The sequence below is a fragment of the Corynebacterium sp. HMSC05E07 genome (assembly GCF_001807225.1).
Taxonomy (GTDB): domain Bacteria; phylum Actinomycetota; class Actinomycetes; order Mycobacteriales; family Mycobacteriaceae; genus Corynebacterium; species Corynebacterium singulare.
On record NZ_KV788207.1, the window covers coordinates 1 to 13,476 of the forward strand.

The 13,476-nt window shown below is 59.5% G+C and carries 15 protein-coding genes and 1 pseudogene; 9 read left to right on the top strand and 7 right to left on the bottom strand.

Features of this window, described 5'->3' with window-relative positions; all coding sequences use genetic code 11:
• Nucleotides 1-52: 52 nt before the first annotated feature.
• The 4 genes from smpB to prfB form a co-directional block, all read right to left on the bottom strand.
• On the bottom strand, nt 53-559 hold the full coding sequence (gene smpB, locus HMPREF3149_RS01790) for an SsrA-binding protein SmpB (protein ID WP_042529925.1): 507 nt from the start codon (nt 557-559) through the stop codon (nt 53-55).
• Between the two features lie 110 nt (nt 560-669).
• Entirely contained in the window at nt 670-1,572 is a 903-nt protein-coding gene (gene ftsX, locus HMPREF3149_RS01795; protein WP_070536158.1) for a permease-like cell division protein FtsX, read from the bottom strand.
• Nucleotides 1,573-2,262 carry a cell division ATP-binding protein FtsE gene (gene ftsE / locus HMPREF3149_RS01800; RefSeq protein WP_042529921.1) on the bottom strand — a complete coding sequence of 230 codons (690 nt, stop codon included), beginning with the start codon at nt 2,260-2,262 and terminating at the stop codon, nt 1,573-1,575. It lies immediately after the preceding gene.
• Between the two features lie 33 nt (nt 2,263-2,295).
• A complete protein-coding gene (prfB, locus tag HMPREF3149_RS01805) occupies nt 2,296-3,402 on the bottom strand; it encodes a peptide chain release factor 2 (RefSeq protein WP_042529919.1) in 1,107 nt (368 codons plus the stop codon).
• 69 nt (nt 3,403-3,471) lie between these two features.
• Here prfB and HMPREF3149_RS01810 point away from each other — a divergent pair, with 69 nt between their 5' ends.
• Together HMPREF3149_RS01810 and hisN are read left to right on the top strand one after the other, a co-directional pair.
• Nucleotides 3,472-4,299 (top strand): inositol monophosphatase family protein, encoded by an 828-nt coding sequence (locus HMPREF3149_RS01810; RefSeq protein WP_070536160.1) that lies wholly within the window; start codon nt 3,472-3,474, stop codon nt 4,297-4,299.
• Nucleotides 4,292-5,065, top strand: coding sequence for a histidinol-phosphatase (gene hisN / locus HMPREF3149_RS01815; protein WP_042529915.1), 774 nt, complete (start codon nt 4,292-4,294; stop codon nt 5,063-5,065). Before HMPREF3149_RS01810 ends, hisN begins: the two co-directional genes overlap by 8 nt.
• Nucleotides 5,066-5,166: 101 nt before the next feature.
• Here hisN and HMPREF3149_RS01820 read toward each other — a convergent pair whose 3' ends face one another.
• Nucleotides 5,167-6,357, bottom strand: coding sequence for a S1 family peptidase (locus HMPREF3149_RS01820; RefSeq protein ID WP_070536162.1), 1,191 nt, complete (start codon nt 6,355-6,357; stop codon nt 5,167-5,169).
• A gap of 175 nt (nt 6,358-6,532) precedes the next feature.
• Here HMPREF3149_RS01820 and HMPREF3149_RS01825 point away from each other — a divergent pair, with 175 nt between their 5' ends.
• The 4 genes from HMPREF3149_RS01825 (at nt 6,533) to HMPREF3149_RS01840 (ending at nt 8,804) form a co-directional block, all read left to right on the top strand.
• Complete coding sequence (locus tag HMPREF3149_RS01825) at nt 6,533-6,934, top strand: NUDIX domain-containing protein (RefSeq protein WP_246819914.1); 402 nt, start codon at nt 6,533-6,535, stop codon at nt 6,932-6,934.
• 9 nt (nt 6,935-6,943) lie between these two features.
• Nucleotides 6,944-7,648 carry a DUF4232 domain-containing protein gene (locus HMPREF3149_RS01830; RefSeq protein WP_070536166.1) on the top strand — a complete coding sequence of 235 codons (705 nt, stop codon included), beginning with the start codon at nt 6,944-6,946 and terminating at the stop codon, nt 7,646-7,648.
• A 185-nt stretch (nt 7,649-7,833) separates the two neighbouring features.
• Nucleotides 7,834-8,400, top strand: a complete 567-nt coding sequence (locus HMPREF3149_RS01835; RefSeq protein ID WP_070536168.1) for a carbohydrate-binding protein — start codon at nt 7,834-7,836, stop codon at nt 8,398-8,400.
• 95 nt (nt 8,401-8,495) lie between these two features.
• Nucleotides 8,496-8,804, top strand: a complete 309-nt coding sequence (locus HMPREF3149_RS01840) for a hypothetical protein (protein WP_070536171.1) — start codon at nt 8,496-8,498, stop codon at nt 8,802-8,804.
• Nucleotides 8,805-8,826: 22 nt separating this feature from the next.
• On the opposite strand, the gene HMPREF3149_RS01845 is transcribed toward HMPREF3149_RS01840, so the two are convergent.
• Entirely contained in the window at nt 8,827-10,032 is a 1,206-nt protein-coding gene (locus HMPREF3149_RS01845; protein ID WP_070536173.1) for a DUF418 domain-containing protein, read from the bottom strand.
• A 58-nt stretch (nt 10,033-10,090) separates the two neighbouring features.
• Here HMPREF3149_RS01845 and HMPREF3149_RS01850 point away from each other — a divergent pair, with 58 nt between their 5' ends.
• Entirely contained in the window at nt 10,091-10,537 is a 447-nt protein-coding gene (locus tag HMPREF3149_RS01850; protein WP_070536175.1) for a DUF1990 domain-containing protein, read from the top strand.
• 71 nt (nt 10,538-10,608) lie between these two features.
• The gene (locus tag HMPREF3149_RS01855) at nt 10,609-12,612 is read left to right on the top strand and encodes a vWA domain-containing protein (RefSeq protein WP_246819915.1); all 2,004 of its coding nucleotides are present in this window, start codon (nt 10,609-10,611) and stop codon (nt 12,610-12,612) included.
• An 88-nt stretch (nt 12,613-12,700) separates the two neighbouring features.
• On the opposite strand, the pseudogene HMPREF3149_RS14040 reads toward HMPREF3149_RS01855, so the two are convergent.
• Nucleotides 12,701-12,817 (bottom strand): annotated as a pseudogene (locus HMPREF3149_RS14040) (recombinase family protein); the annotation flags it as partial.
• A gap of 123 nt (nt 12,818-12,940) precedes the next feature.
• Between HMPREF3149_RS14040 and HMPREF3149_RS01860 the strand changes: the two are divergent.
• A partial coding sequence (locus HMPREF3149_RS01860; protein ID WP_246819916.1) for an IS6 family transposase occupies nt 12,941-13,476 on the top strand: 536 nt, incomplete at its 3' end.

Here is a 13,476-nt window from a genome sequence, read left to right on the forward strand (position 1 = left end):
CCGTGTCCAAAATGTCGCTAGACATCACATTCCCAGGCTAGACGCTCACTGGCTAGGCGTTGATGCCCTTGACGCGGCGCCCCAGTTCACGGGTGATATCACGGTCTTGGTCGCGGCGCTTAATCGCTTCGCGCTTGTCGTAATCCTGCTTACCCTTGGCCAAGCCCAACTCGCACTTGGCGCGGCCATTTTTCAGATAGACCTTGAGCGGGATCAGGGTCTTGTTGCCATCGCGCACCTGGCCCATGAGCTTGTCAATCTCACGGCGGTGCAGCAGCAGCTTGCGCGTGCGCTTGGGCGAGTGGTTCGTCCACGTTCCTTGGGAGTACTCCGGGATGTGGAGGTTGCGGATGTAGACCTCACCATCGTCGATGGTGGCGAAGGAATCTGCTAGGGAAATCTTGCCTTCGCGCATCGACTTAATCTCGGTGCCCACGAGCACCATGCCGCATTCCACGGTATCGAGGATGGTGTAGTCGTGGCGGGCACGTCGGTTGGTGGCCAGGGTCGAATTGTTATCGGCCGCTGCCCCTTTTTTCTTCTTTGCCTTCTTCGCCATAGTTCGGACTATGTTACGCCACTGCCAGGCAAAAACCACATCTGGTTCCACCGCGAAGGGAGAAGGCTTTTCGTAGTAGAGCCCCAGCCTTCCACAGACCACGGTCGGGCTTAGGTACGAACGTAAGCGCGCATGGTCACCTGGGCGGTCAGCGCGGCGAAAAGCAGCGCTACGAGGCCAACGATGGGCAGTGCCGTCCACACATCGCTCGACGTCACGGGAGCCAGCAGCTGCTTCTGATAGAGGTCTTTCAGTGCGGGGTCGAGGACCACGTTCTTCCCCAAGAAAACGCCAGCGCCGCCGAGGATAACCCCGCCAATCGCGCCCAGAACCGCTTCCACGATGAACGGTGCGTGGGTAATCCAGCGCGAGGCGCCCACGATACGCATAATCGCGGTTTCACGCTGACGCTGGAAGGCAGCAATCTGCACCATGTTGGCGATGAGCATGATGGCGGCCAACGCCACCACCGCAGCCAGAATGAAGGTGGCGTTACGGATGGCATCGAGGTTGCCGGCAGCGCTGCGCACATCCTCCTGCTGGTCGATGATTTCGCTTACGGCGGGGTCCTCCGCGATGGCGTCGATAGGCGCGGTATCCGTTGGATCCTTCAGGCGCACGTGGAAGGCGGCCGGCAGCGCATCCGGCGAGGTCTCCTTCACCATGACCGGATCGGTTTCCTTAAACAGCTCCACGAAGCGGTCATAGGATTCCTTTTGGCTGCGGTAGTCAACGGATTCGATATCGTCATCCGCCTCCAGCTTCTTCCTCAATCCGGAACACGCCGCGTCTGTGCACTCAGGGTCGTGTGCGGAGATGTCCTCGTTGAGCTGCACCATAACCTCTACCTGCTCGAGGTAGATGTCTTTAGTGTCATTCGTCATCTGCGTGACGAGAACACCAGCCACCACCAGAGCAACGGAAATAGCCGTGGTGATCACCATGGCGATGGTCATCGTGATGTTGCGGCCCAAGCCTTTAACGGCCTCGCGAAAAACAAAACCCAAGTTCATTTAGAGCGCCTCCCCGTACATTGCGTTCTTCTCATCGCGCACGAGTGTGCCGTTGTGCAGCTCAAGGACTCGCTGGCGGGCATCGTTGACCGCGCGCGCATTGTGCGTCGACATCACCACGGTGGTTCCGCGGCGGTTGATCTTCGTCAGTAGGGCCATGATTTCCGCGGCGGTGGCGGGATCGAGGTTGCCCGTGGGTTCGTCGGCAAGCAGCAGCTTAGGACGGTTGACAAAGGCACGTGCAATGGCCACGCGCTGCTGCTCGCCGCCGGAGAGTTCATGAGGCATGCGGTGCTGCTTAGCCCCCAAGCCCACCATGTCGAGGACCTCAGGAACTTGCTTGGCAATACGCGATTTCTTCTTGCCAATGACCTGCAACGCGAAAGCCACGTTGTCGTAGACATTGAGTTTGGGAAGAAGGCGGAAATCCTGAAAGACGTAGCCGATGGACTGGCGCAGCTGGTTGATCTGACCGCCCTTGAGCGCGTTGACGTGGAAGTCCCCGAAATGGATATCCCCGGAGCTCACGTTGGTTTCACGCACCATGAGCTGCAGAAAGGTGGACTTTCCCGAGCCAGAGGGGCCAATAAGGAAGACGAATTCGCCATCGTCTATCTCGAAGGACACGTTGTCTAGCGCGGGCCTAGTCGACGTCGCATAGACCTTGGACACATTCTCAAAAGTGATCACTCAAGCAACATTAGCAACAAACGTCACTTAAGCCTAGGCCTCATTCTCCGCCATGCGCCAACGAATGCCGGCTTCCAAGAAACCATCAATGTCACCATCGAGCACCTTGGATGGGTCACCGACCTCGTAATTCGTCCGGAGATCCTTGACCATCTGGTACGGATGCAGAACATACGAGCGCATCTGGTTGCCCCATGAGGCATTGCCGCCCGCGCCCAGCGCATCGAGCTCCGCGCGCTCTTCCTGACGCTTGCGCTCCAGCAACTTTGCCTGCAGCACGCGCATCGCCGAGGCCTTGTTCTGAATCTGGGACTTCTCGTTCTGACAGGTCACCACGATGCCCGTCGGGATATGGGTAAGGCGAACTGCCGAGTCGGTCGTGTTCACCGACTGACCACCCGGGCCCGAGGAACGGTAAACATCCACGCGCACCTCGGAATCTGGGACCTCGATGGAGTCCGTCTGCTCCACCACTGGCAGTACCTCTACCTCTGCGAAGGAGGTCTGGCGGCGTCCCTGGTTGTCAAAAGGTGAGATGCGCACAAGGCGGTGCGCACCCTGCTCGACGGAGAGCTGTCCGTACATGTATTCGCCATGCACCACAAAGGTGGCGGACTTGATACCTGCTTCCTCGGCATAGGAAATGTCATAGACATCCACCTTGTGCCCGTTCTTTTCAGCCCAACGGGTGTACATGCGCATGAGCATCTCCGCCCAGTCCGCGGCATCCACACCTCCGGCGCCGGAGCGGATGTTGATAACGGCCTCGCGCTCGTCATATTCGCCCGAGAGCATCGTGGTAACTTCCAGCGACTCGATGGCCGCACCGAGCTCCTCAAGCTCAGCCTCCACCAGCTCCTGGGAGGCCTCGTCGCCCTCTTCTTCCGCAAGCTCAGACATGACGGGCAGGTCCTCAATCCTTCCACGCAGGGAGGAGAGCTTGCGTAGCTTTGCCTGCTCCGCCGAGAGCGAAGAGGTCACTTGTTGCGCGTGGTCGGGGTCGTCCCACAGCGACGGGTCCCCCGCTTGGGCCTCAAGCTCGCGCACGCGCTCGGACACCGCTTCCGGGTCCATCACCTTTTCAATGGAGGTCAAGGTGGCGCTGAGTTCCTCAAGTCGTGCTGTTTGTTCCGGACGCATAGCCCCCTACTCTACTTATTCTTGCCCTCTGATTAGCCATCGGCCGCATTTAGCGCGACAATAGGCGGCATGAGTGACCAGCCAAGCCTCACCGAGATGATCGATGCCATCATCAAGACCTTCATCGTTGCCCATGCGGACGATACTGATGCCCACCTTGCCCAAGCGCTCGTCTACAACGCCGGCCGCCTAGCCTGGCGCCTGCGCGAACAGGGTGTGGACGTATCCCAGAAGACAGACCGTGCGGATGTCGTCACTGACGCCGACTTTGCCGCCGAGCGCTTCGTCGCGGGCGTCCTCGAAGCTCTGCGCGGCGAGGACGGCATCGTCGGCGAGGAGGGCGCTAACCGTGAGTCGAAGTCCGGCCGCACCTGGGTCATCGACCCAGTCGACGGCACCTTCAACTTCGCCTCCGGCTTCGACTACTGGTGCTCCGCACTGGCGCTTACCGATTCCTCTGGGGTCATCCTCGGCGCCGTCCACCGCCCCGCCATGGGCTACACGTGGTTCGGCGGCCGCGACCACGCCACGACCCTGGACGGCAAGGAGGTGACGCCGCTTGTCGACGTCCCCGCGGAAGACCTCTGCCTCTCCACGTACCTCCACCCTTCAAGCATCACCGACCCGAAAATTTCCGCAGCCTGGGACAAGGTTGCCCCGCACTTTGCCACCGTGCGCATGTTGGGTGCTGGCTCCGTCGACCTGTCCTCTGTGGCTGACGGCACGTGGGGAGCATGGATGCAGCACTCCGTTAAAGACTGGGATTGGTTCCCCGGTCAGGCGCTTGTGCTTGCTGCTGGCGGCGCGGCGCGCAAGGTTACTGCCGGCGGTGTGGAATGGTGTATCGCGGGTAATAAACAGGTAGTCGATCAGATGGAGGAATGGCTCCGTGGGTAAGTACAAAGAGGACCTCGGCCTGGCCCTAGAGATGGCAGGCCACGCGGATGCTGTCACCATGCACCGCTTTGAAGCCACAGACCTCTCGGTCAAGGACAAGCCGGACATGACCCCAGTCTCAGATGCAGATCTGGCCTGCGAAAAGGCCATTCGTGAGGCATTGAAGCGCTCCCGCCCGCGCGATGAGGTCTTGGGCGAAGAATTTGGCGGCGAAGCCTGCTACGAGGGCCGCCAGTGGGTCATCGACCCCATCGACGGCACCAAGAACTTCGTTCGCGGCGTGCCTGTGTGGGCCACCCTGATCGCATTGCTTGAAGATGGCGAACCAGTCGTCTCCGTCATCTCTGCCCCCGCTCTTCGTCGCCGCTGGTACGCGGCCAAGGGCACTGGCGCCTTCCGTGTCTTCGGCGGTGAGCCCAAGCGCCTGCGCGTCTCCGAGGTCGCTGATCTGGAGAATGCGTCCCTAGCCATGAGCTCGCTGGCCGGCTGGGGCCTATCTCGCGACGCCTTCGTATCCCTCACCGATAAGGTCTGGCGCCTGCGCGGCTACGGTGACTTCTGGAACTACTGCCTAGTCGCCGAGGGCGCTGTCGACATTACTGCCGAGCCCGAGGTCTCTCTCTGGGATCTGGCCGCCCCGGCCCTTCTGGTGACTGAGGCCGGCGGCCGCTTCACCAACGTTCGCGGCGAGGACGGCCCCCACGGCGGCTCCGCGCTTGCCTCCAACGGCAAGCTTCACGACGCCGCCCTCACCGCCCTCTCCTAGCCCGCGCGGCGCCCCAGCGAACCGCGCCGCGTAGGTCACTTCGATCAAATAAGGCCCCAGATCTTTAACGATCCGGGGCCTTAAATGTTAGAAACGTACGTCTAGTTCTCCGGAAGCGTGAATCCCGAACCTACCTCACCGCGGCGGTTCAGATCCGCCACAATAGCGTCGGTGTTCGCTACAACCGTCGGGTTGTGCAGCGCACCCTGCCACGGGGTGCGGCACGACGGCAGGCCCGGGAACAAACCGCGGGAAACCGAGCCGACGATGCGTCCGTCACGGAAGACTGGAGCGCCGGAATCACCGACCATGGCGCAGACCTGATTGACGGAGATCTGCTTACCGTGCTGGAAGGTCATACCGCAGGTGGTGCCGGTGGCTACGCCGCGCTTACAGGTGATATCCCCCGGCTTCGTCGTGCCGCCAACGCCGTAGGCGGTAACACCGTTGTAGCTGCGGGTGACGTCAGCCTTTGAGCCGAACTCAATGAGCGAGTAATCCAGGTAGGAGTTCTTGCTCACCACCGTGCCGGTGGGGCCGACCTGCCAGGAATCCGCCGAGGACACAGGGTCACCAACATTACCGCAGTGACCAGCAGTGATGCCGACCTTACGGCCTTCGGCATCGGTACCGGCCGCAGTCAGCGTGCACATGGTGTCTTCGCTGATGTAGAGCGGAGTTCCAGGTCCGTAGAGGGACTTACCGTTCGTCATCGCGGTGTTGGATTCCTCCGGAATCTGCGGAGCATCGTAGAAAGAACCAGGCACTCGGTGCAGGACATAGTCCGCCTGCGGCTTGCCAGCCGCAATCTTGGAGAACGAGTCATTTTTCCACACGTAGTTCGGGTCAGTGCCCTTTGGCACGAAGTCCGGCTGCGTGGCCTCCTGCAGGAGACCAATCGGCTCCGGATTGGTCAGCGGTTCCCCCGTAATGGCATCGACACCAGCGTAATCCTCCCCCGTCGGGAGGGCTGGCAGCTGTGCCTGGTCCGCAACCTGGCGAGCCGCGGGGGAATTTACCGCAGACGCAATCGCGTTGGAGGCGTCCTGTACCGCTGCCGCAGCGGCGCCGTTGACGGCGGTATCGAGGACGTCGGTAAGCGCAGCGTCTACTGGCTTGGTCTCAATGCCCACGGAATTCAAGTCCGCACGCACCTGGTCCACGACGCCCGCCGAGTCAAGCTCCGGGATGGTGGGGAGTTCCTGGGCGCCGGCCACCGGGTTACCCAGGAAAAACGCACCTGCGAAAGCCGAGCCCACAAGGACTTTCTTAAGGTGCGGGATTTTTCGCATTACGCAATTCCTCTTTCACTTCTTCTCGTATTGGTCTATAAGACTTACCCATGATGCCACGCGAGTATGGTCCCGCGTTTCTAACGTGTGGGACTGTGTCCAAGCCGTTACATTACTGCCAGTTTTCGGGTGCCCCCTCAATATTTTCATCCCGACCCGACCTACCATGGAAGCCATGTCTTCTACATCTTCTCAAGAGCTTGTTGCCGTCGTGCTGCGTGACTCTTCCGGCCGCATCCTGGTCATCAACACCGGCGATATGCCCGCATTCGTCCTCCCCTTCGGCGCCATCGATTCGGAGGTGGATCCCGCCCTAGCCGCGATAGCGATCGCCCATGAAGCCATCGGCATGCCACTTGAAAAGAACCACCTGCGTCGTCTCGGAACCTATACCGGCGGACCTGAGACACAAATGCACGTCTACCTTGCCCAGGAGACCGTCACGAACCCCCAGCCGAACGAGGAGATCCCAGAGCTTGCCTGGGTCGATCCGGCCGCTCCGGACGTGGATGTCGCACCGTTACTGAAGGACAGCGTGTTCCCCGCTGTAGAAAAGCTCGACCCTCCCAGCGCCTAGGCTCGGGGTATGACTACACAGCGACTGATTTCCGTTCTCACCGCCGGCTCCCTGGCTCTCATGGTGACTGGCTGCAGCACCGATGACACCACAGACGCCACGCTTTCCGACGTCTCCCCCATCACCCCTGCCTCCTCCCCGGACTCCGATGGCCCCGCTCATCCGCAATCGCCCGATAAAGCTGACGCCGTGGCCGCACCGCCAGCTTCCGCGGACGATCCTGCGGTGGGTGCTTCGTCGTCTGAGACGACGGAAGAGGGCAAAGTCGATACAACCCCCGCCAGAGCTAACGACGGGACATGCCGCACAGCACAGCTCGAGATCAGTCTCAACAATGAGCAGGGCGCGGCCGGTTCGCACCTAGCAGATATCGTCTTCACCAACACCTCCAACGTTCCGTGCACTCTCGCCGGCTTTCCCGGTGTCTCCGCGGTGACGAACGACGACGGCACGCAGCTTGGCGTCGCTGCTGAGCGCGAAACCGGCCTCCCCACCGCGACGGTAACCCTCGAGCCAGGCAAATCTGCCCGCGCTGGCCTGAAGATGACTGTCGTCGGCATCATGGATCCTGCAACCTGCCAACCGCAGCCCGCCGATGGCCTCCGCGTCTACCCGCCCGGAGAGACCGCCAGTGCTTTCATCCGCGTCGAAGGGCTCCAAGGCTGTGCTGGGGACGCAAACTATCTCTCGGTCCAACCCGTCACCCCTGCCTGAACCCCACCCCCGGGGGCACGAGAAAATAGACCTTTTCGCTTAACTGGCTACCACTTGAGCGCATCCCTGCACCTCCTGCAACACCCTTCACAACTGATCCCTGACAACTATTGCACAGTGGGCACACAGGCGGCATTATAAATCTGCCACATACTGGCGATTCTCTTCTCTCTCAAGGAGCTCTCATGATTCATCTTTACAGGCTTCAGCAAACTCTGCCGCAGATTATTGGTGCCATTCTCACCATCATCGCCATCATCGCCGGTGCCGTTAACGGTGCTGGCAGCTCGAATCCTAACCCCAGCAACGCGACCCAGCCAGCCCCGCGACCATCAGTGACAAGCGAAAACCTTGTTCAGCCAAGATCGGGTCAGTACCTGCTGAATATGGACTACGTCAACAGCATTTCGGTCAATGGTCAAACCATCACCGACACCATGGTCCGCACCCGCACCACATCAGACAGTGAAGCCTACGTCGGACGAGGCGATCTGAATGGCAAGTACAACACCCTGACCTTTAGCCTTGCTTGGGATGAGAACATCAAGCGCAGGGAGGGCAACGACTCCGCCGTCGTGAAGGTCTTCCTCGGCAAAAATCGCGCAGAATACGCGAAGTCTTACGTTGTTAGGCCCGGTCAGGTAGTAAACTCTAGCCCCATCAACATCAGCGGGCTGGACAAGGTAATTGTTGAGGTGGAGCCTATTCACGGTCCCGGCCTTGCCATCTTTAACGCACGCCTCCACCGCTAATTACTAAATTTCCCGATGACCCAGAACGTGTTGGTTCTGGGTCTTCTCTTTTGTCTCGGCAGCTAGATCATCGGCGACAGCCTACAATCGCAGCCATGGAATCGAAGACGCTGACGTCACTGGTATTTGGAAATGTTGTGCTGGAATCGCAGATGACGAAGACAATCATCGTGGTCTATTCCGACGACATGCGGTCATGGTATTTCCGGCCGAGCCCATACACGGAGCTCAAGGTGCCGCTCGATGAGCTGCGGGGGCAGCTCAGTAGGGAGCGCGCCGAACTCATCTCCGAGCGGATTTTTGATAACGTGAAGATGGAGCTCGAAGAAAACTACCCGGGCGGCGTCGACCGCGCACAGGAGGAGCTCTGCACTTGGCTGCTTGATGAAGGCAAAGATGCCTAGTCAGAACTGACGCCGGAAGAGGTTAAGCTTGCGCGGCCTGCGGTTTAGGCTCAATTCGCTTGGTTGGGCCATATGCCAAGCGGCGGTGTACCCACTCGAACGGGCCGGGCTTGCCCCACGCCTCAAGCACCGCGGCCACTATCAGCGTGAGAACAAAGACCAGCAAGCCAATGGCAATCTTTCCGGTTACCGAGGCATGAGCACCGAGCCCGAAGCCGGCCGGGGTCACCAGAATGATGAAGAACACCGATTGGGCGATATAACCCGACATTGAGCGCTTGCCCAGTGCCACGAAGGCCGAAGCCCACAGAGGAACGCGGTTGTTAAGCTTCTCAGTAAGTAGCGCCAGTGTTGCCAGGATTCCAGGGCCGGTGAGGAAGCCGAAAGCTTGGTTGAGCATGAAGAACACCGGCTCGAGCTTGCTCGGCAGAACATCGGCTGCCGACAGGCCCCACGGAAGGCCGATGAAGACGATGACCGCACTCGCGATGACAACCCAGGTGATGAGAATGCGGCGATGAGCACTGACACTAGCAAGTACGCCCTCCCGCGCCCAGATGTAGCCAATGAGAATCACTCCGACCAACCCGAGGAACGCCATGGGAAGCTGACCTAGCGCGGCAACCTCACCGCGCATGTTACGGGCAAAGAAATCCCCGAAGCTCACAAGATCCCCGGTCATCGGCCGTGAGGTGGGCATGGGATTGAAGTAGCCAAAGTATGTCGCAATAGCACCTGAAGTCGTAAAAGCCGCGAAACCACCAAAGAACCAGTAGGAAATGCGCCGCAGTACACGTGTCGAGAACATAAACACCAAGGCCAAAGCAACGCCCATGAGGCCGTACAGGAACATGATGTCGCCGTCGAAAAGCAGGAAGCCGTGCGCTAACCCAAACACCGCCAGCAGTCCATAGCGGCGGATGAGGACGCGGCGGGATTCCTTGGGGGTATAGCCCTTGCGCTGCAGACTGGCCACAATGAGTCCCACGCCAAAGCCCAAGAGCATGCAAAACATGGGCAGGCCACGCACACGCACAAACATGGCAACAAAGACTGCTGACATGACGTCCACGGCGCTGTCTGGGCGCACTCCGCCCACGGTGGAGCTCGGTCCCAAAGACCACTCATTGACCACCCAACTTTGCACGGTGTTCGCCATGGCAATCCCCAACAGAGCTGTACCGCGCGCTAAGTCGGGGACGATCAGGCGTTGTCTTTTCTCCTGCATAACCCTAATTTTACGGCTTTAAAGCTTCTTTTAACGGTGGTTTGACTAGGCTAAACCCATGCCTGAGCCACTGTCGTACTCTTCCACTGAGGGCTTCCCGCAGCTGCACATGTCCCGCGTCATCGATACCGACTTCGACACCGCGGCCAACAAGCTGTTTCGCTGGGGATTGCAGCGCAGCGGCCTCTTTCGCGTGCGAGCAACTCATGACGTCGTGGAGGAAGGCGCAGAGGTCAGTATGAGGTTAGGGCTCTGGACGTTTCGCTGCCGAGTGGTGGATGTGTTCCGTGACGAAGGACACTGCGGATTCACATATGGCACTTTGCCCGGCCATATCGAGCGCGGTGAGGAAACCTTTACGCTGGAACGTTTGCGGGATGGGCGCACGCTGTTGCTTGTCGATGCCTCCTCCCAGCCCGCCCATTTCACCTTCCTGCGCCCGCTACTCGATATTCCCCGGCGTGCGTTGATTCAGTGGTTTTATCTACGGGCGTTGGACGGCTAACAGTGGGGGCCACTCCCCTCGTGAACTGCTTTCGGCGACAAGACTTCCACGCTGCATGTAACTTGACTCACATGAACACAGCGCCTCGCTTCTCGCCGACATCACGATTCACCGCATTACTTGGCACCCTAGCCGCCATCGCCATTGCCATTGTGTCTGGGGTTTTCCCGGTAGCTGCTGCCGACGATAAGACAGTAGAACCACCCAGCCCATCCACGTCGAATGCTCCGTCTGGCTCCACCACTATGGCTCCAACTATGGTGGTCTTCGATTCTTCTGGCTCCATGATCACCAACGACGCCGGCGGCCAGACCCGCATCGACGCAGCGAAAGACGCCGCTCGGACCTTCATCTCAGAAGCCGGTGACGACGCCCCACTGGGCCTTGTCACCTACGGCGGTAACACCGGCGAGGCGCCCGAGGATGAGGCAGCTGGCTGCCAGGACATCACCGTGGTCACGCCACCGGAAGCCGGCAACTCCGAGAAAATGATTACCCACATGGATGGCTTGCAGCCACGAGGTTTTACACCTATTGGTGAGTCCCTGCGCAAGGCCGCGGCCGAGCTTCCCAAAGAGGGCCAGCGCAGCATCATTTTGGTGTCCGACGGCGTGGCCACCTGTACTCCACCACCAGTGTGTGACGTAGCAAAAGAACTGAAGGAACAAGGTATCGATCTCGTCATCAACACGGTGGGCTTCAACGTTGAGCCTGAGGCTCAGCAGGAGCTGCAGTGCATTGCTGACGCCACCGGCGGCACCTATGCCGATGCCTCCGACGCCGACAGCCTAGCCAAAGAACTACGCCGTGCAGCACCCCGCACCTACAACGCCTACGAATCAGACTTAGAGGAGATCGAAGGCGGTAAATCGGAAGCCTCACCGGCAAAGGTCAACCGTGAAGTAGAGGCCTTCTCCACCACCCTTCCGCCGACGGAAGGTAAAGGGCACTCCGCTGAGTCCACGACCTTCTTCACCACCCCGATTGCCGAAGGCGAACGCATTGTCATCAGCGCCAACACGACGCAAGAGCCGAGTATTAATAACTTCCGAAAAGGCGGATCACTCCATTTAGATGTTGACTCAGTCGATCTATACTGCGAGCTCGACACCGCCACGGCCACTGACTCCTCGGTAAACCAATACCAAACAGCGACTTTGTATAGCACCCAGGGCGGTGAAGAGGGATGCGATTCCGATGAACTCGCCTTCGCTATCGAGCGAAAAGGTGACTGGAAGCAGGATGAAGAGCTCGGCGTAGAAGTGACCATCACCCGCTTTGGCGAGCCGGATATGGACGGTCAACCGGACCCGGCCGAGGAAAAGACTGAAGCAGGTCCCGTCACAGCCTCCGGAGCCCCCACTGAGGTTACTCCTGGAACGTGGTTCACCGATGCCACCGAACTTTCCCCTAAGCAGCCCGTGCGTGCCCAGATTGTTCCTGGTGAAACGCATTTCTACCGCATCCCTGTCGAGCACGGGCAGCAACTCGCGGGCAAGGTATCCATGGTTGAAGAAGCGGAGGATTTCGAGCACTCCAAACCTGGTGATGGACTAGTTCTGACCGCCTACAACGACGCGCGCAGTGAGATTCGCATGGAAGGGTACCGCGCAACCGTCCAGAAGGACAACAGCCAAGACTTCAGTTATCCAGCGCCCATCTTATTCGCCAACCGCTACGGCGGCTCACACAACGACGGCTCTGGGATGTCGGAAATCGAAAGCGTGTGGCAGGGCGGCGAGCAATATATCGCTGTCAACTATGAGCAGTTCCTGACTGACCAAGAGATCGACGAAACCACCCAGCTGCCTGTTCTTACGTATGACCTCGTGACCGATGTTTTCGGCGACCCAGTCCCCGAGCCAACCTTTGCGCCGGTCAAGCTCGAGACCGAGAAACCCTCAGAGGCACCGGAGCCAACCGCGCAGGACAACTCCAATAACCAGGCGCAAGACAACGACGACTCCTCCTTCTTCTCTGCTATCCCTCTTCCTCTCATCGGTGGTCTGGGATTGTTAGTCCTACTCGGGCTCATCATTGCTCTGGTTGTGGTTATTAGAAGCCTGAACCGCTAGCCGCGCTCACGACGATCGTCGTTCACGGTAGATAGTGCCCCGAATCTGCAAAGTTTTCGGGGCTTATTTACGGTGACGGTAAGGCCTAGCGCTCGAGACGGCCTTTCGGGCCGAACATGGCCCGCTGATTATTCTGTTCCACCGTGGAAACACGGATATAGCCCACCCGCTGCCCACGCGAACCAGAATCACTAGCCGCTGACACCACACTCACCACTTTCTGTAAACATAAGGCCTAGACCTCGCTAGCCACGTGTAAAACAATGCCAGGAACGGTGCTGTTGCAAAGTTGGGGCAGTAGAAAGACCGGCGTGAAATAATCAGAGCCATGGGCATCTTCTCCGGTCGGCATTTCCCCCGTGACATCATCCTGTGGGCGGTGCGGTGGTACTGCCGCTACGGCGTGAGCTACCGCGACCTCGAAGAAATGATGACCGAGCGGGGTGTGCCAGTCGATCACACCACGATCTACCGCTGGGTGCAGAAATACGCCCCTGAGCTGGATAAGCACACTCGCTGGTACCGGCAGGTACCCGACTGGCAGGCCCGGTCCTGGCGGGTGGATGAGACCTATATCCGGGTCGGCGGCACGTGGTGCTATCTCTACCGGGCTATTACCGCCGGTGGGCAGACCTTAGATTTCTACCTCTCACCAAAACGGAATGTGGCTGCGGCCAAGCGTTTCCTGGCCAAGACGCTGCGATCGAATACGACAGCCGGGTCCCCGCGGGTCATCAACACCGACAAGGCACCAGCTCTGGCCAAGGCAATATCCGAGCTGAAGGCGGAGGGAATCTGCCCGCCAACAGTGGTACACCGGCAGGTGAAATACCTCAACAACATCCTGGAAGGCGACCATGGTCG